The organism is Streptoverticillium olivoreticuli subsp. olivoreticuli, from assembly GCF_003391135.1.
Classification (GTDB): Bacteria; Actinomycetota; Actinomycetes; order Streptomycetales; family Streptomycetaceae; genus Streptomyces; species Streptomyces blastmyceticus.
In genome coordinates, this window is sequence record NZ_CP031455.1 from 7,195,577 (window position 1) to 7,222,467 (window position 26,891).

Annotated in this window: 2 protein-coding genes; both read left to right on the plus strand. The window is 74.3% G+C overall.

Annotated elements, in window-relative coordinates:
* Positions 1-61: 61 nt before the first annotated feature.
* Positions 62-9,658, plus strand: a complete 9,597-nt coding sequence (locus DXZ73_RS31425) for a type I polyketide synthase (protein WP_425315931.1) — start codon at positions 62-64, stop codon at positions 9,656-9,658.
* Positions 9,659-9,713: 55 nt separating this feature from the next.
* Positions 9,714-26,810 (plus strand): type I polyketide synthase, encoded by a 17,097-nt coding sequence (locus DXZ73_RS31430; protein ID WP_116214361.1) that lies wholly within the window; start codon positions 9,714-9,716, stop codon positions 26,808-26,810.
* Positions 26,811-26,891: the final 81 nt, after the last annotated feature.

Consider the following 26,891-nt stretch of genomic DNA (forward strand, 5'->3'; position numbering starts at 1 on the left):
CCCCCGCAAGGAGCCGACGGCAATGGTGAACAACGACGCAGCCGGGAACAAGGGCACAGCCGTGAACAACGAGGACAAGCTCCGCGACTACCTCAAGCGGGCGACCGCCGACCTGCGCCAGGCACGCCGCAGGCTCCGCGAGGTCGAGGACCGGCACCAGGAGCCCATCGCCATCGTCGCGATGAGCTGCCGCTACCCCGGGGGCGTACGGACCCCCGAGGACCTGTGGCGGCTCGTCGCGGGCGGCGAGGACGCGATCTCCGGCTTCCCGACCGACCGTGGCTGGGACATCGAGACGCTCTACGACGCCGACCCCGAGCAGGCCGGCTCCAGTTACGTCAGCGAGGGCGGATTCCTCTACGACGCCGGCGGTTTCGACCCTGCGGTGTTCGGGATCTCGCCGCGCGAGGCCCTCGCCATGGACCCGCAGCAGCGGCTGCTGCTGGAGACGTCCTGGGAGGCGTTCGAGCGGGCCGGCATCGACCCGACCGCCCTGCGCGGCAGCCGCACCGGAGTCTTCGCCGGTGTGATGTACCACGACTACACCTCGCGCCTCGACTCCGTGCCCGAGGGCGTCGAGGGCTTCCTGGGGACCGGCAGCTCCGGCTCCATCGCCTCCGGCCGCGTCAGCTACGTCTTCGGCCTGGAGGGCCCGGCGGTCACCGTCGACACGGCCTGCTCGTCCTCGCTGGTGACCCTGCACATGGCCGTGCAGGCGCTGCGCGCAGGCGAGTGCTCCCTCGCCCTGGCGGGCGGCGTGACCGTGATGGCCACCCCGTCGACGTTCACCGAGTTCAGCCGCCAGCGCGGCCTCGCCGCCGACGGCCGCTGCAAGCCCTTCGCGGCCGCTGCCGACGGCACCGGCTGGGGCGAGGGCGTCGGCATGCTGCTGGTCGAGCGGCTCTCCGACGCGCACAAGAACGGCCACAAGGTGCTGGCGGTCGTGCGCGGCAGCGCGATCAACCAGGACGGCGCGAGCAACGGCCTGACCGCGCCCAACGGCCCGTCCCAGCAGCGCGTCATCCACCAGGCACTCACCGGCGCCCGGCTGACCACGGCCGAGGTGGACGCGGTGGAGGCGCACGGTACGGGCACGACGCTGGGTGACCCGATCGAGGCGCAGGCGCTGCTCGCGACGTACGGCCAGGACCGCCCGGCCGACCAGCCGCTGCTGCTGGGCTCCATCAAGTCCAACATCGGCCACACCCAGGCCGCCGCCGGTGTCGCCGGCATCATCAAGATGGTCAAGGCCATCGAGCACGGCGTGCTGCCCAAGACCCTGCACGTCGACGAGCCGACCCCGCACGTGGACTGGTCGGCCGGTGCCGTATCGCTGCTGACCGAGACCACCCCGTGGCCCGAGACCGGCCGGCCGCGCCGCGCCGCCGTCTCCTCCTTCGGCTTCAGCGGCACCAACGCCCACACCATCCTCGAACAGGCCCCCGTTCCGGAGGAGTCCGACGAGGCGACGGCCGGGCAGGCACAGCCGCCGGCCGAGCCCAAGGCACTGGACGTGCTGACGTGGCCGGTCTCCGGCAAGAGCCGGGCCGCGCTGCGCGCACAGGCCGAGCGGCTGCTGGCACACCTGGAGTCCGACGCGGCGGCGCGCCCGCTGGACGTGGGCCTGACGCTGGCCACCGCGCGGGCCGCCCTGGACCACCGCGCTGTGGTGCGGGGCGAGGACCGCGACGAGCTGCTGGCCGGCCTCGCCACCCTCGCGGAGGGCGGCATGGCGCCGGGTGTGGTGCAGGGTTCGGCTGTCGGTGGGCAGGTCGCTTTTGTCTTCCCGGGGCAGGGTTCGCAGTGGGTCGGTATGGCCACTGGGCTGTTGGATGCTTCGCCGGTGTTCGCGGCTCGGATCGAGGAGTGCGCGGCGGCGCTGGCGGAGTTCGCCGACTGGTCGTTGGTGGATGTCCTGCGTGGTGTGGAGGGTGCGCCTTCGCTGGAGCGGGTGGATGTCGTCCAGCCGGTGTTGTTCGCGGTGATGGTGTCGCTGGCGGAGTTGTGGCGTTCGCTGGGTGTCCAGCCGTCGGCCGTTGTCGGTCATTCGCAGGGTGAGATCGCGGCCGCGTGTGTGGCGGGGATTCTCTCCCTCCAGGACGCTGCCCGTGTGGTCGCGTTGCGGAGCCAGGCGATCGGCCGGGTGCTGGCGGGCAAGGGCGGCATGGTGTCCGTGGCGCTGCCGGTCAGTGCTGTCCGTGAGCGGATCGCCGCGTGGGGCGAGTCCCGTATCTCGGTGGCAGCGGTCAACGGTCCCTCCTCCGTCGTGGTTTCCGGTGAGCCCGAGGCGCTTGATGAGCTGATCGCTTCGTGTGAGGCGGATGAGGTGCGGGCGCGTAAGGTCCCGGTGGACTACGCCTCGCACTCCGCCCAGGTCGAGCTGCTCCGCGAGGAGCTGGGCGAACTCCTGGCCCCGGTGCGGCCGAAGGCGGCCGAGGTGCCGTTCCTGTCCACTGTGACGGGGGAGTGGGTCGAGGGCCCGGAGCTGGATGCCGAGTACTGGTTCACCAACCTGCGTCAGACGGTTGAGCTGGAGGGCGCTGTCCGTCGTCTGCTCGACGAGGGCTTCGGAGCCTTCGTCGAGTCGAGCGCGCACCCGGTGCTGACGATGGGTGTGCAGGAGACGGCTGAGGACGCGGGCCGTGAGGCCGCTGTCATCGGCTCGCTGCGCCGTGACGAGGGCGGTCTGGACCGCTTCTTCACCTCAGTGGGTGAGGCCTGGACGCGCGGCGTGATTGTCGACTGGGACGCGGTGTACGGGGGTACGGGCGCCGAGCGCGTCGACCTGCCGACCTACGCCTTCCAGCACCAGCACTACTGGCTGGAGGCGGGTGCCCCCGCCGTGGCCGTGGACCCGGTCGAGGCCCGTTTCTGGGAGGCCGTGGACCGCGAGGACTGGCAGGCGCTCGCCGCCGAGCTCGCGGTCGACGGCGACGAGCGGGCCAGCGCGTTGCTGCCCGCCCTGTCGAACTGGCGCAAGCAGAGCCGCAAGCAGTCCACCGTGGACGGCTGGCGCTACCGCGTGACCTGGAAGCCGCTGACCGAGGGCGGCGCCGCGCGGCTGTCCGGCTCCTGGCTGCTGGTCGTGCCCGAGTCCGCGGCCGACGACTGGGCCGCCGGCGCGGCCCGTCTCCTCGCCGAGCGCGGTGCCGACGTACGGCAGCTCGTCATGGACACCGGCACGGACGGCCGGGAGTCCCTCACCGCGCTGCTCCGGCAGGCGACCGCCGAGGCGGAGGCCCCCTTCACCGGTGTGCTCTCGCTGCTGGCGCTGACCGACCGGCCGCACCCCGTCCACACCTCCGTCCCCGCCGGCGCGGCCGCGCAGCTGGCACTGGTCCAGGCGCTGGGCGACGCGGAGATCACCGCCCCGCTGTGGAGCGCCACCCGCGGTGCGGTGTCGGTCGGCAGCGCGGACCGGCTGGAGTCGCCCGCGCAGGCGCTCGTTTGGGGCCTCGGCCGGGTGGCTGCCCTGGAGCACGGCGAGCGCTACGGCGGCCTCGTCGACCTCCCGGAGGCCGCCGACGACCGGGCGCTGGCCCGGCTGGTGACCGTCCTGGCCGGTGCCGAGGACGAGGACCAGGTCGCGATCCGGCCCACCGGTCTGTTCGTACGCCGCCTGGTCCGTACCCCGCTGGCCGACACCGTGCCGGTGCGGAGCTGGCAGCCGTCCGGTACGACGCTGGTGACCGGTGGTACGGGTGCGCTGGGTGCGCATGTGGCTCGTTGGCTGGCGCGTAACGGTGCCGAGCACCTGCTGCTCACCAGCCGTCGTGGCGCGGACGCGCCGGGCGCGGCCGAGCTGCGCGAGGAGCTGGCCGCGCTGGGTGCCGAGGTCACTGTCGCCGCGTGCGACGTGGCCGACCGCGAGGCCGTGGAGTCGCTGCTCGCCGGAATCCCCGCCGAGCAGCCGCTGACCGCCGTGGTGCACACCGCCGCGGTGCTGGACGACGGTGTGATCGAGAGCCTGACGCCCGAGCAGGTCGACCGGGTGCTCAAGGTCAAGGTCGACGCCACGCTCCACCTGCACGAGCTCACACGCGAGCTGGACCTCTCGGCGTTCGTGCTGTTCTCCTCCTTCGCCGCCACCTTCGGCGCGCCCGGCCAGGGCAACTACGCGCCGGGCAACGCCTTCCTGGACGCCTTCGCCGAGTGGCGCCGCGCCGCCGGGCTGCCCGCCACCTCGCTGGCCTGGGGCCCGTGGGGCGAGGGCGGCATGGCCGAGGGCGGGGTCGGCGACCGGATGCGCCGGCACGGCGTCATCGAGATGTCGCCCGAACTGGCCGTCACCGCGCTCCAGCACGCCCTGGACCGGGACGAGTCGGTGCTGACCCTCGCCGACATGGAGTGGAAGCGCTTCGTCCTCGCCTTCACCTCCGGTCGCTCCCGGCCGCTGCTGCACGACCTGCCCGAGGCACGCGACGTCATCAGGGACATGGCGGGCGCCGAGGCGGAGGACTCCGGCGCCGCCGCCCTCGCCCAGCAGCTCCACGGGCTGCCCGAGGCCGAGCAGGAGCGGCTGCTGCTGGAGCTCGTACGGACCGCCGTCGCGGCCGTGCTGGGCTACACCGAAGCCGTCGAGGCCACGCGCGCCTTCAAGGAGCTGGGCTTCGACTCGCTCACCGCGGTCGAGCTGCGCAACCGGCTCGGCGCCGCCAGCGGGCTCAAGCTGCCGCCGACGCTGATCTTCGACTACCCGACCCCCGTCGCGCTCGCCAGGCACCTGCGCGCCGAGCTCGCCGGCGGGCAGCTCGCCGCCGCGGCCCCGCTGCCCACCGCGGCCGCGCTCGCCGACGACGAGCCGATCGCGATCGTCGCCATGAGCTGCCGCTTCCCCGGTGGCGTACGGACCCCCGAGGAGCTGTGGCAGCTGCTGGCCACAGGCGGTGACGCGCTGTCGGAGTTCCCGGCCGACCGCGGCTGGGACGTGGAGTCCCTCTACAACCCGGACCCGGACGCGCAGGGCACCAGCTACACCCGCGAGGGCGGATTCCTCACCGGCGCCGCCGAGTTCGACCCCGCCTTCTTCGGCATATCGCCGCGCGAGGCGATGGCCATGGACCCGCAGCAGCGGCTGCTGCTCGAGACGTCCTGGGAGGCGTTCGAGCGGGCCGGTATCGACCCGGCCGCCCTGCGCGGCAGCCAGACCGGCGTCTTCGCCGGCACCAACGGCTCCGACTACTCCATCCTCATGCGGAACACCACCGACGGCTACGAGGGCCACCTGGCCACCGGCAGCGCCGCCAGCGTGGTCTCCGGCCGGGTCAGTTACGTGTTCGGTCTTGAGGGCCCGGCGGTCACCGTCGACACGGCCTGCTCCGCGTCCCTGGTGGCGCTGCACCTGGCCGTGCAGGCGCTGCGCACCGGCGAGTGCTCCCTCGCCCTGGCGGGCGGTGTGACCGTGATGGCCACCCCCGGCACCTTCATCGAGTTCAGCCGGCAGCGCGGTCTGTCCTCCGACGGCCGCAGCAAGGCGTTCTCCTCGGACGCCGACGGCTTCAGCCCCGCCGAGGGCGTCGGCATGCTGCTCGTCGAGCGGCTCTCCGACGCCCGTAGGAACGGCCACCCGGTCCTGGCGGTCGTCCGGGGCAGCGCGATCAACCAGGACGGCGCGAGCAACGGTCTGACCGCGCCCAACGGCCCGTCCCAGCAGCGCGTCATCCGGCAGGCGCTCGCCAACGCCCGGCTGTCCGCGGCCGACGTGGACGTGATCGAGGCGCACGGTACGGGCACGACGCTGGGCGACCCGATCGAGGCGCAGGCGCTGCTGGCCACCTACGGCCAGGACCGCCCGGCCGACCAGCCGCTGCTGCTGGGCTCGGTGAAGTCCAACATCGGCCACGCCCAGGCGGCCGCCGGTGTGGCGGGTGTCATGAAGATGGTGCTGGCCATGCGGCACGGCGTCATACCGGAGTCGCTGCACATCGACGAGCCCACCCCGCACGTGGACTGGTCGGCGGGCGCGGTCTCCCTGGTGACCGAGGCCACTCCGTGGCCCGCGACGGAGGCCCCGCGCCGAGCGGGCATCTCCTCCTTCGGCTTCAGCGGCACCAACGCGCACGTCATCGTCGAGCAGGCCCCGGCGGAGGAGCCGACGGCGGCCGAGGAGCCGACGCGGCAGCCTGGCGTGCTGCCGTGGGTGCTCTCCGGCAGGAGCCGGGCCGCGCTGCCCGCGCAGGCGGAGAAGCTGCTCTCACACCTGGCGGCCGACGCCGATCTGCGCCCGGCGGACATCGGTTACTCGCTCGCCGTCACCCGCTCCGCTCTCGACGAGCGAGCCGTGCTGGTGGGCACCGACCGTGACGACTTCGTACGTGCACTGGACGCCCTGGCCCGTGGCCAGGCCCTGCCCCAGCTGGTCCAAGGAGCCGGAATCGGGGGTAAGGCCGCATTCCTGTTCCCAGGACAGGGGTCGCAATGGGTAGGCATGGCCACCGAGCTGTTGGATGCTTCGCCAGTGTTCGCTGCCCGGATTGAGGAGTGCGCTGCCGCGCTGGCGGAGTTCGCCGACTGGTCGTTGGTGGACGTCCTGCGCGGTGTCGAGGGTGCCCCGTCGCTGGAGCGGGTGGACGTGGTCCAGCCGGTGCTGTTCTCCGTGATGGTGTCGCTCGCCGAGCTGTGGCGCTCGTTCGGTGTGCGTGCGGATGCGGTGGTCGGTCATTCGCAGGGTGAGATCGCCGCTGCGTGTGTGGCCGGAATCCTGTCGCTGGAGGACGCGGCGCGCGTCGTCGCGCTGCGCAGTCAGGCGATCGGTCGGGTGCTGGCGGGCAAGGGCGGCATGGTGTCCGTGGCGCTGCCGGTGGCCGAGGTGCGTGAGCGGATCGCCGTATGGGGCGAGTCCCGTATCTCGGTGGCGGCCGTCAACGGCCCCTCCTCCGTGGTCGTCTCCGGTGAGCCCACGGCCCTTGATGAGCTGATCGCTTCGTGTGAGGCGGATGAGGTGCGGGCGCGTAAGGTCCCGGTGGACTACGCCTCGCACTCCGCCCAGGTCGAGCTGCTCCGCGACGAGCTGCGCGAACTCCTGGCCCCCGTGCAGCCGAAGGCGGCGAAGGTGCCGTTCCTGTCCACCGTGACCGGCGAGTGGGTCAAGGGCCCGGAGCTGGACGCGGAGTACTGGTTCACCAACCTCCGCCAGACCGTCGAACTCGAAGGTGCTGTCCGGCGTCTGCTCGACGAGGGCTTCGGAGCCTTCATCGAGTCCAGTGCCCACCCCGTGCTGACGATGGGTGTGCAGGAGACCGCCGAGGACGCGGGCCGTGAGGCCGCTGTCATCGGCTCGCTGCGCCGTGACGAGGGCGGTCTGGACCGCTTCTTCACCTCGCTGGGCGATGCGTGGACGCACGGTGTGAATGTCGACTGGGACGCGGTCTACGAGGGGACCGGCGCCGCACGCGTCGAACTCCCCACCTACGCCTTCCAGCACCAGCACTACTGGCCGGAGGCGGCCGAGCCGGAGGCGGGCACCGAGGTGCTCCCGAAGGACGCGACGGACGCCCGCTTCTGGGAGGCCGTCGAGCGCGACGACCTGGAATCGCTCGCCGGGACGCTGGAGTTCGAGGACGCCGAGGCGCTGGGCTCACTGAGCGCCGTGCTGCCGGCCCTGTCCGCCTGGCGCAAGCAGGCCCGCGAGCTGTCCGCCCTGGACGACTGGCGCTACCGCGTGACCTGGAAGCAGCTGCCCGAGGGGCAGTCCGCACGGCTCTCCGGCAGCTGGCTGCTGGTCGTGCCCGAGTCCGCGATCGCCGATGACTGGGCACTCTCCGCCCTGGCCGCGCTGGCCGAACGCGGCGCCGACGTACGGCAGCTCACGCTGGGCGCCGGGGAACTGGACCGCGAGTCCGTCACCCGCCGGGTGCGCGAGGAGCTCGACGGCGCCGCACCGGTGGCCGGTGTGCTGTCGCTGCTGGCCTTCGACGCGCAGCCCGCCCCGGGCACGGACGGTGTCGACGCCGGACTGACCGGCTCCGCCGCGCTGATCCAGGCGCTGGGCGACAGCGGGATCGACGCGCCGCTGTGGTGCGCGACCCGTGGCGCCGTCTCCGTCAGCCGCTCCGACCGGCCGGACAACCCGGCGCAGGCGCTGGCCTGGGGCCTGGGCCGTACGGCGGCGCTGGAGTACCCGGAGCGCTGGGGCGGTCTGGTGGACCTGCCGGAGACCGCCGACGAGCGGGCGCTGGCCCGGCTGACGGCGATCCTGGCCGGATCCGAGGACGAGGACCAGCTCGCGATCCGCGCTGCCGGCGTCTTCGCCCGACGGCTCTCCCGCGCCCCGCTGGCCGACACCGTGCCGGTGCGGAGCTGGCAGCCGTCCGGTACGACGCTGGTGACCGGTGGTACGGGTGCGCTGGGTGCGCATGTGGCTCGTTGGCTTGCGCGTAACGGTGCCGAGCACCTGCTGCTCACCAGTCGCCGTGGCGCGGACGCGCCGGGTGCGGCCGAGCTGCGGGACGAGCTCACCGGTCTCGGCGCGCGGGTCACCGTCGCCGCCTGCGACGTGGCCGACCGCGAGGCCGTGGAGTCGCTGCTCGCCGGCATCCCCGCCGAGCAGCCGCTGACCGCCGTGGTGCACGCGGCGGGCGTCCTCGACGACGGCGTACTGGACGCGCTGACGCCGCCCCGGTTCGCGACGGTGCTCGGCCCCAAGGCCGACGCCGCCCGCCATCTGCACGAGCTCACCCGGGACCTGGAGCTGACCGCGTTCGTGCTCTTCTCCGGCATCGCGGGCACGCTCGGCGACGCCGGACAGGGCAACTACGCGGCGGCCAACGCGTATCTCGACGCGCTGGCCGAGCAGCGCCGGGCCGACGGGCTGCCCGCCGTCTCCGTGGCCTGGGGCCGCTGGGGCGACACCGGTCTCGCGGCCGGCGGGGCCATCGGCGACCGGCTGGACCGGGGCGGCGTGCCCGCCATGGCACCGGACTCGGCGATCAGGGCGCTGCAGCAGGCCCTGGACCACGCCGACACGGTCGTGGCCGTCGCCGACATCCAGTGGGAGCGCTTCGCCTACGGCTACACGGCGGTGCGGCGCAGCCCGTTCATCGCCGACCTGCCCGACGTCAGGCGGCTGGCGGACACCGGCCCGGCCGGCGGCGACGCCGGTCCGGCCGCCGCCCCGGCGGACGCACTGCGGCAGCAGCTGGCCGGGATGCCCCGGGCCGAGCAGTCCCTGGTCGTCCTGGACCTGGTGCGCGGCAACGCGGCCGCCGCGCTGGGGCACCCCTCGACCGACGAGGTCGGCGGGGGCCGGGCGTTCAAGGAGCTGGGCTTCGACTCGCTCATCGCGCTCGAACTCCGCAACCGGCTCGGTGTCGCCACCGGGCTGAAGCTCCCCGCCACGTTGGTCTTCGACTACCCGACCCCGGCCGTGCTGGCCGAATTCCTGCACGCCGAGATCACGCAGGACGGCGGCGCGGCGGCGGCCGCACCGGGAATCGCGGAGCTGGAGAAGCTGGAATCCGCGCTTTCCGTGCTCGACCCCGCCGGTGAGGACGGCGAGACCCGGGCCGGTATCGCCGCCCGGCTGCAGGCCCTCCTCGCCAGGTGGGACGAGCCGCGCGGGAGCGAGGCGGACAACACCGGCGGGACGGTGACGGAAAAGCTGCAAGAGGCAACGCCGGATGAGGTCTTCGACTTCATCGAGAAAGAACTCGGAATCTAAGGATCTAAGGTCCGCGGGCGCAAGGTTTGTGACGAGAAGCATGGGTGAGACTCCAATGTCGGATCAGGACAAGATCCTCGACTACCTCAAGCGGGTAACTGCCGATCTGCACCAGACGCGGCAGCGTCTTCGGGAGGTCGAGGCGCAGGAGCCTGAGCCGATCGCGATCGTCGGCATGAGCTGCCGCTTCCCCGGGGGCGTCACTTCTCCGGAGGAGCTGTGGCAGCTCGTGGCCGCGGGCGACGACGCCATCGCGGACTTCCCCACGGACCGTGGCTGGGACGTCGATTCGCTCTTCGACGCCGACCCCGACCAACAGGGCACCAGCTACACCGACAAGGGCGGGTTCCTCGACGGCGCGGGCGAGTTCGACGCGGCGTTCTTCGGGATCTCGCCGCGCGAGGCCATCGCGATGGACCCGCAGCAGCGGCTGCTGCTGGAGACCGCGTGGGAGGTGTTCGAGCGGGCCGGTGTCGACCCGGCCACGCTGCGCGGCTCCAAGGCCGGGGTGTTCATCGGCACCAACGGCCAGGACTACCCCGAGCTGATGCACCGGCTGCCGCAGGGCGCCGAGCAGTACCTGCTGACCGGCAACGCGGCCAGCGTCATCTCCGGCCGCATCTCCTACACCTTCGGCCTGGAGGGCCCGGCGCTCACCGTCGACACGGCGTGCTCCTCGTCGCTGGTGGCGCTGCACCTGGCCGTCCAGGCGCTGCGCAACGGCGAGTGCTCGCTGGCGCTGACCGGCGGTGTCACCGTGATGAACAGCCCCCGGGCGTTCATCAACTTCAGCCGGCAGCGGGGCCTCGCCCCCGACGGCCGCTGCAAGGCGTTCGCCGACGGCGCCGACGGCACCGGCTGGGGCGAGGGCGTCGGCATGCTGCTCGTGGAGCGGCTCTCCGACGCCCGTAAGAACGGCCACCCGGTGCTGGCGATCGTCCGGGGCTCGGCCATCAACCAGGACGGCGCGAGCAACGGCCTGACGGCCCCCAACGGCCCGTCGCAGCAGCGCGTCATCCGGCAGGCCCTCACCGACGCCCGGCTCACCCCCGCCCAGGTCGACGCCGTCGAGGCGCACGGCACCGGCACCAGCCTCGGCGACCCGATCGAGGCGCAGGCGCTGCTGGCCACCTACGGGCAGAACCGGCCCGACGGCCGGCCCCTGTGGCTGGGCTCGATCAAGTCCAACTTCGGCCACACCCAGGCCGCCGCCGGTGTCGCGGGCATCATCAAGATGGTCAAGGCCATCGAGCACGGCGTGCTGCCGCAGACCCTGCACGTCGACGCGCCCTCGCGGGACGTGGACTGGACGGCGGGCGCGGTCGAGCTGCTGACCGAGGCCCGGCCGTGGCCGGGGACCGGCCAGCCGCGCCGCGTCGGCATCTCCTCCTTCGGCGTCAGCGGCACCAACGCCCACACCGTCATCGAGCAGGCACCCGCCGAGGACCGCGCGCCCGAGGCCACCCCGGAGAGCTCGGACCCGGCGGACCAGGCCGCGCCCGGCGATGCGATACCCCTGCTGGTCTCCGGGCAGAGCCCGCAGGCGCTGCGCGCCCAGGCGGAGCGGCTCGCGGCCCACCTCGCGGCCACCCCGGGCCTGTCCCTGACCGACCTCGGCCACTCGCTGGCCACCACCCGCGCCGCCCTCGACCACCGTGCCGTGCTGATCGCCGCATCGGTCGGCGGCGCGGAGGAACTGCTGCGCGCGCTGGCCGACGGCGGCACGTCGGCCGACCTGGTCCAGGGCCAGGCCACCGAGGGCAAGACGGCGTTCCTCTTCACCGGCCAGGGCAGCCAGCGGGCCGGCATGGGCCGTGAGCTGTACGCGGCCGTCCCGGCCTTCGCCGAGGCGCTGGACGCGGTCTGCGCCGAGCTCGACCAGCACCTGGAACGGCCGCTGCGCGACGTCATGTTCGACGCCGACAGCACCGAGCTGGACCGGACCGGCTGCACCCAGCCCGCGCTCTTCGCCATCGAGGTCGCGCTGTTCCGGCTGCTGGACGGCTGGGGCGTCAAGCCCGACTTCCTCGTCGGCCACTCCATCGGCGAGCTGGCGGCCGCCCATGTGTCCGGAGTCCTGACACTGGCCGACGCGGCGAAGCTGGTGGCCGCCCGCGGCCGGCTGATGCAGGAACTCCCCGCCGGCGGCGCCATGATCGCCGTACAGGCGTCCGAGGACGAGGTCCTCCCGCTGCTCACCGAGCGGGTGAGCATCGCCGCCCTCAACGGCCCGCGGTCCGTGGTCGTCGCGGGTGACGAGGACGCGGCGCTGGAGATCGCCGCCGCCTTCGAGGCGCAGGGCCGCAAGACCAAGCGCCTCACCGTCAGCCACGCGTTCCACTCCCCGCACATGGACGGCATGCTCGACGCCTTCCGCGAGGTCGCCCAGGGTGTCACCTACCACCCGCCGGTCATCCCGATCGTCTCCAACCTGACCGGCGCCTCCGTCTCCGCCGCCGAGATCTGCACCCCCGACTACTGGGTGCGGCACGTCCGGGAAGCGGTTCGCTTCACCGACGGCATCGGCCGGCTCCAGGCGTACGGCGTCTCCACCTATGTGGAGCTCGGCCCGGGCGGCGTCCTGACCGCGATGGCCCAGGACTGCGTCACCACCGACGACGCCGCCTTCGTGCCGCTGCTGCGCGCCGACCGCCCCGAAGCCAGGGCGCTGACCGGCGCGCTGGCACAGGCGCACGTGCACGGCGTCCGCGTCGACTGGACCGCGGTCCTCGCCGGCTCCGGCGGCCACCGCGTCGAACTGCCCACCTACGCCTTCCAGCGCGAGCTGTACTGGCCCGAGCCGGCCGGCCCCTGGACCGGTGACGTCACCGCCGCCGGCCTCGGCTCGGCCGAACACCCGCTGCTGGGCGCCGCGGTGTCGCTGGCCGACGCCGCGGGCTTCCTGTTCACCGGCCGCCTCTCCCTGCAGACCCACCCCTGGCTCGCCGACCACACCGTGATGGACACGGTGCTGCTGCCCGGCACCGCCTTCGTCGAACTGGCCATCCGCGCGGGCGACCACGCGGGCTGCGACGTGCTCGAAGAGCTCACCCTGGAGGCGCCGCTGGCGCTGCCCGCGCAGGGCGGGGTACAGCTCCAGGTGGCCGTCGGCGCGCCGGACGGCTCCGGCCGCCGCTCGCTGACCCTCCACTCGCGCCTGGAGGAGTCCGCCGACGGCACCGGCTGGGGCGAGGGCGAGTGGACCCGGCACGCCACCGGTGTGCTCGCCACCGGCGCCACCACTCCCACCGCCGACCTCGCCGCCTGGCCGCCGGCCGGCGCCACCGAGGTCCCCGTCGACGGCCTCTACGAGTGGCTCACCGGGAACGGCTTCGCCTACGGCCCGGTCTTCCAGGGCCTCAAGGCCGCCTGGCAGCACGGCGACGACGTCTACGCCGAGGTCCGCCTCCCGGAGAGCGCCGTCGAGGAGGCCGGCCTGTTCGGCCTGCACCCGGCGTTGCTGGACGCGGCCCTGCACGGCGTCGGCATGGGCTCCCTGCTGGAGCCGACCGAGCACGGCCGACTGCCGTTCTCCTGGAGCGGCGTCGCCCTGCACGCGGTCGGCGCCGCCGCGCTGCGGGTACGGCTGTCGCCCAAGGGCCAGGACACCGTGGCCGTCCTGGTGACCGACGAGAGCGGGGTGCCGGTCGCGTCCGTCGACGCGCTGCTGCTGCGCCCCGTCGCCCCGGAGCAGGTGCACGCCGCCCGCTCCACCTTCTACGACGCCCTGTTCCGCGTCGAGTGGACCCCGGCGGCCGTCCCGGCCGCCACCACCGTCGCCGCCGGACAGTGGGCACTGCTGGCGGACGCCCCCGCCCCCGAGCTCACCACCGCCCTGCCCACCGCCGCCGCGTACTCCGATCTGGCGGCCCTCGCCGAGGCCGTCGCGGCCGGCGTCCCCGTGCCGCAGGCGGTCGTGGTACCGGTCTTCGGCTCCGCCGAGCCCGACGCCGAGCGGCTCACCACCGACGTCCGGTCCGCGCTGCACCGCACGCTCGAACTGGCCCAGGACTGGCTCGCCGACGACCGGTTCGCCGACTCGCGCCTGGTGATCACCACCCGTGGCGCCGTCGCCACGGCCGCCGACGCGGACGTCGCCGACCTGGCGCACGCGCCACTGTGGGGCCTGCTGCGCTCCGCGCAGTCGGAGAACCCGGACCGCTTCGTCCTGCTGGACGTGGACGGCCGGGACGAGTCCTACCGCGCGCTGCCGACCGCGCTCGCCTCGGACGAACCGCAACTGGCCGTCCGCGCCGGGACCGTGGTCGTACCCCGGCTGGCCCGCGTCGCCACCGACGCCGGGCACACCGTCCCCGCCCTCGACCCCGAGGGCACCGCCCTGGTCACCGGCGCCACCGGCACCCTGGGCGGGCTGGTCGCCCGGCACCTGGTCGCCGAGCACGGCGTGCGGAACCTGCTGCTGCTCAGCCGCCGCGGCGCCGCGGCGCGGGGCGCCGACGAGCTGGCCGCCGAACTGCGCGCGGCCGGCGCCGAGGTCACCCTCGCCGCCTGCGACGTGGCCGACCGGGACGCGCTGGCCGCCGTCCTGGCGGCCGTCCCGGCCGCGCACCCGCTGACCGCCGTGGTGCACACCGCCGGTGTGCTCGACGACGGCATCCTCGGCTCGCTCACCCCCGAGCGCGTCGACCGGGTGCTGCCCGCCAAGGTCGACGCCGCGCTGCACCTGCACGAGCTGACCCAGGGCCTGGACCTGGCCGCGTTCGTCCTGTTCTCCGCCGCCGCCGGTACCCTCGGCGGCCCCGGCCAGGCCAACTACGCCGCCGCCAACACCTTCCTGGACGCCCTCGCCCAGCGCCGCCGCGCCCAGGGCCTGCCCGCCACCGCCCTGGCCTGGGGCCTGTGGGCCGAGCGCAGCGGCATGACCGGCGACCTGGACGACACCGACATCCAGCGCATCACCCGCGCCGGCGTCGCCGCGCTGTCCTCCGAGGACGGCCTGAACCTGCTGGACACCGCGCTGGCCGTCGGCGCCCCCGCCCTCGTGCCGATGCACCTGGACCTGGCGCCGCTGCGCCGGGCCACCGACGCGAGCCAGGTGCCCGCGCTGCTGCGCGGCCTGGTGCGGCTGCCCGGCCGCCGGGTCGTGGAGGCGGGCGGCGCCGCCCCCGTCGGCGGGCTCGCCGAGCGGCTGCTCGGCCTGTCCGTGCCCGAGCGCGACAAGCTGCTCCTGGAGCTGGTCCGCACCCAGGTCGCCGCGGTGCTCGGCTACGCGGGACCGGAGGCCGTCGACGCCACACGGGCGTTCAAGGAGCTGGGCTTCGACTCGCTCACCGCCGTCGAGCTGCGCAACCGCATAGGCGCCGTGGCCTCCGTCCGGCTCCCGGCCACCCTGGTCTTCGACTACCCGACGCCCACCCTGCTGGCCCGCTTCCTGCGCACCGAGATCCTCGGCGCCGACGCGGACGGCGCCGCCACCAAGGCGACCACCGTCGCCGTCGCCGACGACGAGCCGATCGCCATCGTCGGCATGAGCTGCCGCTACCCGGGCGGCGTCGGCAGCCCCGAGGAGCTGTGGCAGCTCGTCCTGGGCGCCGGGGACGCCATCTCCGGCTTCCCCACCGACCGAGGCTGGCAGCTGGACGGACTGCAGAGCGACAACCAGAGCGAGGCCGGCACCAGCGCCACCATCGAGGGCGGCTTCCTCTACGACGCGGGCGAGTTCGACCCCGACTTCTTCGGGATCAACCCGCGCGAGGCCCTCGCCATGGACCCGCACCAGCGACTGCTGCTGGAGACGTCCTGGGAGGTCTTCGAGCGCGCGGGCATCGACCCGGCCACGGTGCGCGGCAGCCGGACCGGTGTCTTCGCCGGCGTGATGTACCACGACTACCTGTCCCGGCTGACCGCGCTGCCCGAGGGCCTCGAGGGCTACCTCGGCACCGGCACGGCGGGCAGCGTCGCCTCCGGCCGTATCGCCTACACCTTCGGCCTGGAGGGCCCGGCGGTCACCATCGACACGGCGTGCTCGTCGTCGCTGGTCGCTCTGCATCTCGCGGCGCAGGCGCTGCGCAACGGCGAATGCACCATGGCGCTCGCCGGTGGTGTGACCGTCATGGCCACCCCGGACACCTTCGTGGACTTCAGCCGCCAGGGCGGTCTGTCCACCAGCGGCCGCTGCAAGTCCTTCGCGGCCGCGGCCGACGGCACCGGCTGGTCCGAGGGCGTGGGCATGCTGCTCGTCGAGCGGCTCTCCGACGCCCGGCGCAACGGCCACCCGGTCCTCGCCGTCGTACGCGGTACGGCGGTCAACCAGGACGGCGCCAGCAACGGCCTGACGGCCCCCAACGGCCCGTCGCAGCAGCGCGTCATCCGCGCGGCGCTGGCCAGCGCGGGCGTGTCCGCGGCCGAGGTGGACGTCGTCGAGGCGCACGGCACGGGCACCACCCTTGGTGACCCGATCGAGGCGCAGGCGCTGCTGGCCACCTACGGCCAGGAGCGCGGGGAGGGCCGGCCGCTGCTGCTGGGCTCCATCAAGTCCAACATCGGCCACACGCAGGCGGCGGCCGGTGTCGCGGGCATCATCAAGATGGTCATGGCGATGCGCCACGGCGTGCTGCCGCAGACCCTGCACGTCGACGAGCCGTCCCCGCACGTCGACTGGGCGGCGGGCGCGGTCTCGCTGCTGACCGAATCGGTGGAGTGGCCCGAGACCGGCCGCCCGCGCCGTGCGGGTATCTCCTCGTTCGGCGTGTCCGGCACCAACGCGCACACCATCATCGAACAGGCCCCGGAACCGGAGGCCGTACCCGAGCCCACCCCCGCCGCGCCCCCGCGCGCCGCCGGTGCGGTGCCCTGGATGCTGTCGGCGAAGAGCGCCCCCGCGCTGCGCGACCAGGCCGCGCGGCTCCGCGCCCACCTGGACGACGCCACGGGGACCAGCCCGGCCGACCTCGGCTACTCGCTGGCCATGACGCGGGCGGCGCTGGACCACCGCGCGGTGGTCGTGGGCGCGGACCGCGCGAGCTTGATGGCCGGCCTGGACGCGCTGGCGCGCGGTGAGTCCGCGGCGAGTGTGGTCGAGGGTTCGGTGGCCGGTGGCAGGACGGCGTTCCTGTTCACGGGCCAGGGGAGCCAGCGGCTGGGCATGGGGCGTGAGCTGTACGACGCCTTCCCGGTGTTCGCGGGCGCGCTGGACGCGGTCTGCGCGGAGCTGGACGCGCATCTCGAACTGCCGCTGAAGAGCGTGCTGTTCGGGGACGACGCTTCGGCGCTGGACCGGACGGGCTTCACCCAGCCCGCGCTGTTCGCGGTCGAGGTGGCGCTGTTCCGCCTCGTCGAGGCGTGGGGCATCACGCCGGACTTCCTGTCCGGTCACTCGATCGGCGAGCTGGCCGCCGCCCATGTGGCCGGCGTGCTGTCCCTTGCCGATGCCTCCAAGCTGGTGGCCGCACGTGGCCGCCTGATGCAGGAGCTTCCGGCCGGCGGCGCGATGATCGCCGTGCAGGCATCGGAGGACGAGGTCCTCCCGCTGCTGACCGAGCGCGTGAGCATCGCCGCCCTGAACGGTCCGTCGTCGGTGGTCGTCGCCGGTGACGAGGACGCGGCCGTCGTCATCGCCGAGCACTTCGAGGCACAGGGCCGCAAGACGAAGCGGCTGACGGTCTCGCACGCTTTCCACTCGCCGCGCATGGACGGCATGCTGGACGCCTTCCGTGCCGTCGCCGAGGAGCTCTCGTACGAGGCCCCTCGCATTCCGATCGTCTCCAACCTGACGGGCGCTGTGGTCTCCGCCGAGGAGATCACCAACCCGGAGTTCTGGGTCCGTCACGTTCGTGAGGCCGTGCGTTTCGTCGACGGCATCCGCGCTCTGGAGGCGCAGGGCGTCACCACCTTCGTCGAGCTGGGCCCGGACGGCATCCTCACCGCGATGGCGCAGGACTGCGTCACCGGCGAGGACGCGGTGCTCTTCGCCACGCTGCGCAAGGGCCGGCCCGAGGCCGAGTCGCTGACGCACACCGTGGCCCGGGCGTACGCCCGTGGCCTGATGGTGGACTGGGAGGCGTACTTCGCCGGCACCGGCGCCACACGCGTCGAGCCGATCACGCTGCCCACGTACGCCTTCCAGCGCCGCCGCTTCTGGCTGCGCTCGCCCGCCGGCGCGGTGGGCGACGTGGAATCGGCGGGCCTGGGCCGCGCCGACCACCCGCTGCTCGGCGCGGCCGTGGAACTGGCCGACTCCGACGGCTTCCTGTTCACCGGGCGGCTGTCGCTGGAGACCCACCCGTGGCTGGCCGACCACGCCGTCATGGGCTCGGTGCTGCTGCCCGGCACCGCCTTCGTGGAGCTGGCGATCCGGGCCGGTGACCAGGTCGGCTGCGACCGGCTGGACGAGCTCACCATCGAGGCGCCGCTGATCCTCCCCGAGCGGGGCGCGCTCCAGCTGCAGATCGTGGTCGGCGCCGCGCTCGACGCGAACCACCGCACGGTCGAGCTGTACTCGCGGGCGCAGGACGCCGCCCTGGAGGAGCCGTGGATCCGGCACGCCAGCGGCGTGCTGACCACGGGTGCCCCGCAGCCTTCCTTCGACCTGGCCGAGTGGCCGCCGCCGGGCGCGGAGGCCGTCCCGGTCGAGGGCCTCTACGAGCACCTGGCGCAGGGCGGGTTCGCCTACGGGCCGGTCTTCCAGGGGCTCAAGGCCGCCTGGCTGCGCGGTGAGGAGGTGTTCGCCGAGGTCGAGCTGGCGGAGGAACGGCGCGCGGAGGCCGCGGCGTTCGGGCTGCACCCGGCGCTGCTGGACGCCGCGCTGCACTCCACCTTCGCCCGCCCCGACGGCGACGAGCAGGGCAGGCTGCCGTTCTCCTGGAGCGGGGTGTCGCTGTACGCGGTCGGCGCCGGCGCGCTGCGGGTGCGGCTGAGCCCGGTCGGCGACGACGGGATGACCCTGGAGCTGGCCGACGGCACCGGTGCGCCGGTCGCCGCCGTCGAGCACCTGGCGCTGCGCCCGGTCGGATCCGGCACGCTCGGCGGCGGACGCTCCGCCGCGTATCACGAGGCGCTGTTCCGGCTCGACTGGGCCACCGTGCCGACGAGCGCCGCCGCCGGCACCACGCCGTGGGCGGTACTCGGCGACGCGCCGGCCGGGCTCACGTCCGGCGCGGCCGTCCACGCCGACCTGGCCGCCCTCGGCGCGGCCGTCGAGGCGGGGGCCGAGGCCCCCGCGTACGTCCTCGCGTACCGCGCCCCGCAGATCACCGGTGATCCGGCGACGGCCGCCCACACCGCCGTGCGCGACGCGCTCGCCCTGGTGCAGGAGTGGCTGGAGGACGAGCGTTTCGCCGACTCCCGACTGGTCCTGGTCACCCAGGGCGCGGTCGCCACCCAGGGCGACACCGGGGTGCACGACCTGGCGCACGCGCCGGTATGGGGCCTGGTGCGCTCGGCGCAGTCGGAGAACCCGGACCGGCTGGTGCTGGCCGACCTCGACGGCGACACCGCCTCGTACGGGACGCTGGCCGCCGCCCTCGCCTCCGGCGAGCCGCAGTTCGCGCTGCGCCACGGCACCGTGCACGCGCCGCGTCTGGCGCGCGTCCCCGCGACGGGCGCCATGGTGCCGCCGGTCGACGAGCCGGCCTGGCGCCTGGACATCCTGGACAAGGGCACGCTGGAGAACCTGACCCTGCTGCCCGCCCCGGAGGCCGCCGCGCCGCTGGAGGCCGGACAGGTGCGGGTCGCGGTCCGGGCCGCCGGCCTGAACTTCCGCGACGTGCTCAACGCGCTGGGCATGTACCCCGGCGACGCCGGACTGATGGGCAGTGAAGGCGCCGGCGTGGTCCTGGAGACCGGCCCCGGCGTGACGGACCTGGCCCCCGGCGACCGGGTGATGGGCATGCTGCCCGGCGGGTTCGGCCCGCTGGTGGTCGCCGACCGCCGGATGATCGCCCCGATGCCGGCCGGCTGGAGCTTCGCCGAGGCCGCGTCCGTGCCGATCGTCTTCATGACGGCCTACTACGCGCTGCGCGACCTGGCCGGCCTCCAGCGCGGCGAGTCGCTGCTGGTGCACGCGGCGGCCGGCGGCGTCGGCATGGCCGCGGTGCAGCTGGCCCGGCACTGGGGCGTGGACGTCTTCGCCACCGCCAGCCCCGGCAAGTGGGACACGCTGCGCTCGCTCGGGCTCGCCGACGACCGCATCGCCTCCTCCCGCGACCTGGCCTTCGAGGAGAAGTTCCGCGAGGTCAGCGAGGGACGCGGCGTCGACGTCGTACTGGACTCGCTGGCACGCGAGTTCGTGGACGCCTCGCTGCGGCTGCTGCCGCGCGGCGGCCGGTTCGTCGAGATGGGCAAGACCGACGTCCGGGTGCCGGAGGAGGTCGCCGCCGAGTACGCGGGCGTCTCCTACCAGTCCTTCGACCTGACCGAGGCGGGCCTGGACCGCATCCAGGAGATGCTCCGCGAGCTGCTGGAGCTGTTCGAGAGCGGCGCGCTGCGGGCGCTGCCGATCACCTCGTGGGACGTACGGCAGGCTCCCGACGCGTTCCGTCACCTCAGCCAGGCCCGGCACATCGGCAAGGTCGTGCTGACCGTGCCCGCCGCCTGGAACCCGGACGGCACGGTGCTGATCACCGGCGGCACCGGCACCCTGGGCGGCCTGGTCGCCCGGCACGCGGTGACCGAGCGCGGCGCCCGGCACCTGCTGCTCACCAGCCGCCGCGGCGAGCAGGCCGCGGGTGCGGCCGAACTCGCCGCCGAACTGCGCGCGCTGGGCGCCGAGGTGACCATCGCGGCCTGCGACGCCGCCGACCGCGAGGCGCTGGCCGCGACGCTGGCCGCCGTCCCGGCCGCACATCCGCTGACCGCCGTGGTGCACACCGCCGGTGTGCTGGACGACGGCGTCCTCGGCTCGCTCACCCCCGAGCGGCTGACGAAGGTGCTGCGCCCGAAGGTGGACGCGGCGTGGAACCTGCACGAGCTGAGCCAGGACCTGGACCTCGCCGACTTCGTACTGTTCTCCTCCTCCGCCGGCACTTTCGGCGGCGCCGGCCAGGCCAACTACGCGGCCGCCAACTCCTTCCTGGACGCCCTGGCCCGGCACCGGCGCGGCCGGGGTCTGGCCGCCACCTCGCTGGCGTGGGGCCTGTGGGCCGAGACCAGCGGCATGACCGGCGAGCTCGACGAGACCGACAAGTCCCGGATGAGCCGCTCCGGGGTGCTGGGGCTGTCCTCCGCCGAGGGCCTGGCGCTCTTCGACACCGCCCACGAGGTGGGCGAGGCGTTCCTGGTGCCCATGCAGCTCGACCTGGCACCGCTGGCGGGCGCGCCCGTCGACATGGTGCCCGCGCTGCTGCGCGGCCTGGTGCGCGGCAGCACCGCCCGCCGCACCGCCGGTACGGGCGCCGTCTCCGACGGCACCTCGCTGGTGGAGCGCCTGGTCCGGCTGGACGCGGCGGAGCGCGACGCGGCCCTGCTGGAGCTGGTGCGCACCCAGGTGGCGGTCGTCCTCGGCCATGACTCGCCCGACGCCGTCGAGGCGGGCCGGGCGTTCAAGGACCTCGGCTTCGACTCGCTGACCGCGGTCGAGTTCCGCAACCGGCTCGGCTCGGCCGCCGGCCTGCGGCTTCCGGCCACCCTGGTCTTCGACTACCCGTCACCGACCGCCCTGGTCGGCTATCTGCGCGACGAGCTGCTCGGCTCCGAGGCGGCCGTCGCCCTGTCGGCACAGACCGCCGCCGGGACCGCCGCGGACGACGACCCGATCGCGATCGTCGCCATGAGCTGCCGCTTCCCCGGCGACGTCCGTACGCCCGAGGACCTGTGGGAGCTGCTGGCCGAGGGCCGGGACGGCATCGCGCACCTCCCGGCCGAGCGCGGCTGGGACATCGAGGGGCTCTACGACCCGGACCCGGACCGGCCCGGCACCTCGTACGCCCGCGAAGGCGGCTTCGTCTACGACGCCCACCACTTCGACCCGTCGTTCTTCGGGATCAACCCGCGCGAGGCCCTCGCCATGGACCCGCAGCAGCGGCTGCTGCTGGAGACCGGCTGGGAGGCGTTCGAGCGGGCCGGCATCGACCCGGTGGGGCTGCGCGGCAAGCAGGTCGGCGTGTTCGTCGGCCAGATGCACAACGACTACGTCTCACGGCTGCAGACCTTCCCCGAGGGCGTCGAGGGCTACCTGGGCACCGGCGGTTCCAGCTCCATCGCCTCCGGCCGGGTCAGCTACGCCTTCGGCCTGGAGGGCCCGGCGGTCACCATCGACACGGCGTGCTCGTCGTCGCTGGTCGCCCTGCACCTTGCGGCGCAGGCGCTGCGCAACGGCGAGTGCTCGCTGGCGCTGGCCGGCGGTGTCACGATCATCACCACGCCGACCGTGTTCACCGAGTTCAGCCGCCAGCGCGGGCTCGCCGCCAACGGCCGCTGCAAGCCGTTCGCGGCGGCCGCGGACGGCACCGCCTGGGGCGAGGGCGTCGGCATGCTGCTCGTGGAGCGGCTCTCCGACGCCCGGAAGAACGGCCACCAGGTGCTGGCGGTCGTCCGCGGCACCGCCGTCAACCAGGACGGTGCGAGCAACGGCCTGACGGCGCCCAACGGCCCGTCGCAGCAGCGCGTCATCCGGCAGGCTCTGGCAAACGCCGGTCTGTCTGCCGCCGAGGTCGACGCGGTCGAGGCGCACGGCACCGGCACGACGCTGGGCGACCCGATCGAGGCGCAGGCGCTGCTGGCCACCTACGGCCAGGAGCGGCCCGAGGGACAGCCGCTGTGGCTGGGCTCCATCAAGTCCAACTTCGGCCACACCCAGGCCGCCGCCGGTGTCGCGGGCATCATCAAGATGGTGCTGGCGATGCGGCACGGTCTGCTGCCGAAGTCGCTGCACATCGACGAGCCCTCGCCGCACGTCGACTGGGAGGCGGGCGCGGTGGAACTGCTCGCCGAGTCCCGGCCGTGGCCGGAGACCGGGCGGGCCCGCCGGGCCGGTGTGTCCTCCTTCGGCATGAGCGGCACCAACGCGCACGCCATCATCGAGCAGGCACCGGTGGAGGCGCCCGCCCCCGCCGAGGAGCCGGCGGCGAAGCCCGCCGCGCTGCCGTGGGTGCTGTCCGCCAGGACCCCCGAGGCGCTGCGCGCCCAGGGAGCCCGGCTGCGGGCACACCTGGACACCGTCGAACCCGCGGTCCCCGTCGCCGACATCGGGCACGCGCTGGCCACCGGCCGGGCCTCCTTCGAGCACCGCGCGGTGCTCGTGGCGGGCGACCGGGACGGCTTCCTGGCCGGGCTGGACGCCCTCGCCGAGGGCCGCACCGCCGCCTCGGTGACGCTCGGTCAGGCCGCCGACAGCAGGACGGCGTTCCTGTTCACCGGCCAGGGCAGCCAGCGGCTGGGCATGGGCCGTGAGCTGTACGGGACGTACCCGGTCTTCGCGGCGGCGCTGGACGAGGTCTGCGCCGCGCTGGACCCGCGCCTGGAACGGCCGTTGAAGGACGTGCTGTTCGGTACGGACAAGGACGAGCTGGACCGGACCGGCTTCACCCAGCCCGCCCTCTTCGCGGTCGAGGTGGCGCTCTTCCGCCTCGTGGAGTCCTGGGGTCTGAAGGCCGACTTCCTCTCCGGTCACTCCATCGGCGAGCTGGCCGCCGCGCACGCCGCCGGGGTGCTGTCCCTGACGGGCGCGGCGAAGCTGGTCGCCGCGCGCGGCCGGCTGATGCAGGAACTCCCGGCGGGCGGCGTCATGATCGCCGTCCAGGCGTCCGAGGACGAGGTGGCGCCGCTGACCGGCAAGCGGGTCGGCATCGCCGCCGTCAACGGGCCGACGTCGGTGGTGATCGCGGGCGACGAGGACGCGGCACTGGAGATCGCCGCCGCCTTCGAGGCGCAGGGCCGCAAGACCAAGCGCCTCACCGTCAGCCACGCCTTCCACTCGCCGCACATGGACGCCATGCTGGACGCGTTCGGCGAGGTGGCGAAGTCGCTGTCGTACGCGGCCCCGCGCATCCCGGTCGTGTCGAACCTGACGGGCGCGGTGGTCTCCGCAGAGGAGATCACCGACCCCGGCTTCTGGGTCCGCCACGTCCGCGAGGCGGTCCGCTTCCTCGACGGCGTGCGGACGTTGGAGGCGCAGGGCGTCACCACCTTCGTGGAGCTGGGCCCGGACGGTGTGCTCACCGCGATGGCGCAGGACTGCGTCACCGGCGACGGGCTGTCCTTCCTCCCGGTCCTGCGCTCCGGCCGCCCCGAGCCCGAGACCTTCGTCGCCGCACTGGGCGGCTCCCACGCCCGGGGCTCGGACCTGGACTGGGCCGTGGTCTACCCGGGCGCGGGCCGGCGGGTCGAGCTGCCGACCTACGCCTTCCAGCGGCAGCCCTTCTGGCTGCAGGCCGGTTCGGCCGGCGGCGACGCCTCCTCGATCGGCCTGCACGCGGCCGGCCACCCGCTGCTCGGCGCGGCCCTGGAGCTGCCCGACTCGGACGGCGTCGCCTTCACCGGGCGACTGTCGCTGGCGACGCACGGCTGGCTGGCCGACCACGCCGTCATGGGCGCGGTGCTGCTGCCCGGCACCGCCTTCGTGGAGCTGGCGCTCCGCGCGGGCGAACACGTCGGCTGCGACCTGCTCGACGAGCTCACCCTCGAGGCCCCGCTGATCCTGCCCGAACAGGGCGGCGTACAGCTCCGGTTGTCGCTCGCCGCGCCCGACGAGGCGGGACGGCGCGCGCTGACGCTGCACTCCCGCGCGGAGAGCGCCGCCTCCGACGAGCCGTGGCTGCGGCACGCCACCGGCACGCTGGCGACGGGCGGCGAACACCCGCCCGCGTCCGAGCCGAGCGCCTGGCCGCCGGCCGACGCGGAGCCGGTCGCGACCGACGGTCTCTACGAGGGCATGGCGGACTCCGGCTTCGGCTACGGCCCGGTGTTCCAGGGCCTCACGGCCGCCTGGAAGCGCGGCGACGAGGTCTTCGCGGAGGTGCGGCTGCCCGAGGAGGCAGGCGCCGACGCCAAGGCATTCGGGCTGCACCCCGCCCTGCTCGACGCCGCGCTGCACGCCCTCGGGCTGGCCGCCGCCGAGTCCGGCGGCGGTCAGGGCAGGGTGCCGTTCTCCTGGACCGGCGTCTCGCTGCACGCCGTGGGCGCCTCCGCGCTGCGGGTGCGGATCTCCCCGGCAGGCAACGGCTCCGTCTCCCTGGAGCTCGCCGATGTGACGGGCGCCCCGGTGGCCTCGGTGGAGGGCCTGGCGCTGCGTACGGTGGCGCCGGAGCAGCTCGGCGCCGACGGCGCGGGCGGCGCGGTCAAGGACGCGCTGTTCCGGGTGGAGTGGGCGCCCGTCCACGCCGCGTCGGCCGGAGCGGTCCCCGCCGGCCGGTGGGCTGCCGTGGGCTCCGACGCGCTCGGGCTCACCGCCCATCCGGACCTGGCCGCGCTGGCGGCCGCGATCGAGTCGGGCGACGAGGCGCCGGAGTACGTGTTCTTCGTGCCGGGCGCACGTCCCTCGGAGCAGGGCACGGACGTCGTCACCTCGGTGCACCGGGTCTCCGCCGATGTGCTGGACGTGGTGCAGGGCTGGCTGGCCGACGAGCGGTTCGCCGCCGCCCGGCTGGTCGTCCTGACCTCCCGCTCGGTGATCGCCGCCGACGGCGATCAGATGACGCACGTGTCGAGCGCCGCGGCCCTGGGCCTGGTGCGCACCGCCCAGCAGGAGAACCCGGACCGCATCGTCCTCGTGGACATCGACGGGCGCGGCGAGTTGCAGACGAACGTGGCCGCCGCGCTGGCCGCGGGCGAGCCGCAGGTGGCCGTCCGCGACGGTGCGGTCCTGGCGCCGCGCCTGGCGCGTACGGCGCCTGCGGCATCCGAGACAGGGGCCGCGTCCTGGGACGCCGACGGCACGGTGCTCGTCACCGGCGCCACCGGCATGCTGGGCGGCCTGGTGGCCAGGCATCTGGTGGCCGAACACGGCGTACGGCACCTGCTGCTGGTCGGCCGCCGCGGTCAGGACGCCCCGGGCGCGCTCGAACTCGGCGACGAACTGGCCCGGTCGGGCGCGACCGTCACCTGGGCGGCCTGCGATGTGGCCGACCGGGAGGCACTGGCCGCCGTGCTCGCCACGGTGCCGGCCGACCGCCCGCTGACCGGCGTCGTGCACACCGCCGGTGTGCTCGACGACGGCGTGATCGGTTCGCTGACGCCGGAGCGCCTGGCGCACGTCTTCCGTCCGAAGGTGGACGCGGCGTGGAACCTGCACGAGCTGACGCGCGGTCTCGACCTCTCGGCGTTCGTGCTCTTCTCCTCCGCCGCCGGTGTCTTCGGCGGCGCGGGCCAGGGCAACTACGCCGCGGCCAACTCCTTCCTGGACGCGCTGGCACAGTGGCGCAGGGAGAACGGCCTGCCCGCCACCTCGCTCGCCTGGGGCCTGTGGGCCGAGGGCGGCATGGGCGGCGAGCTGGACGAGACGGAGATCGCCCGGATCCGGCGCGGTGGCGTCGTGGCCATCACCGCCGAACGGGGCCTGGAGCTCTTCGACGCGTCCGTCCGTACGGACGAGGCGTCGCTGGTACCGATGCCGCTGGACCTGGCCGCGCTGCGCGCCCAGGCGGGCGCCGGAATGCTGCCGCCGCTCTTCCGCGGCCTGGTCCGGACGCCGGTGCGGCGCGCCGCCGAGTCCGCGGCGGCCACGGCCTCCGGGGCCGAGGCGCTGCTGCAGCGGCTCGCCGCGCTGACCGTGCCGGAGCGGGAGGAGGCGCTGGTCGAGCTGGTCTGCGCGCAGGTGGCGGCCGTGCTCGGCTACCCGGGCCCCGAGGCGGTCGACCCGGCACGCTCGTTCAGCGAGGTCGGCTTCGACTCGCTCACCGCGGTCGAGCTGCGCAACCGGCTCGGCTCGGCCACCGGCGTACGGCTCCCGGCCACGCTGATCTTCGACTACCCGACACCCGAAGCCCTGGTCCGGTTCCTGAGCGGCGAGCTCGTGCCGGACGACGCGAACGCGGTGACCCCGCTGCTCGCCGAGCTCGACCGGCTGGACGCGTCCCTCAGCGGGGCCGCCCCGGACGACGAGGGCCGGACCAGGATCACCGCCCGGCTCCAGGCCCTGCTGGCCAAGTGGAGCGACGACAGAGCACCGGAGGACGGCGCCGACGCCACAGACGAGATCGAATCGGCGACGGACGACGACCTCTTCGAGTTCATCGGCAAGGAATTCGGGATCTCCTGACTGTGACCGTGACCGATACGGCGACCGCGAACGGCCTGACCGGCCCCGACCTTCTGGATTCCTCGAAGGGGAACGCACGAA

Coding starts and splice junctions, on each gene's coding strand:
- DXZ73_RS31430 (WP_116214361.1), top strand. CDS start 9,714: ATGTCGGATCAGGACAAGATCCTCGACTACCTCAAGCGGGTAACTGCC.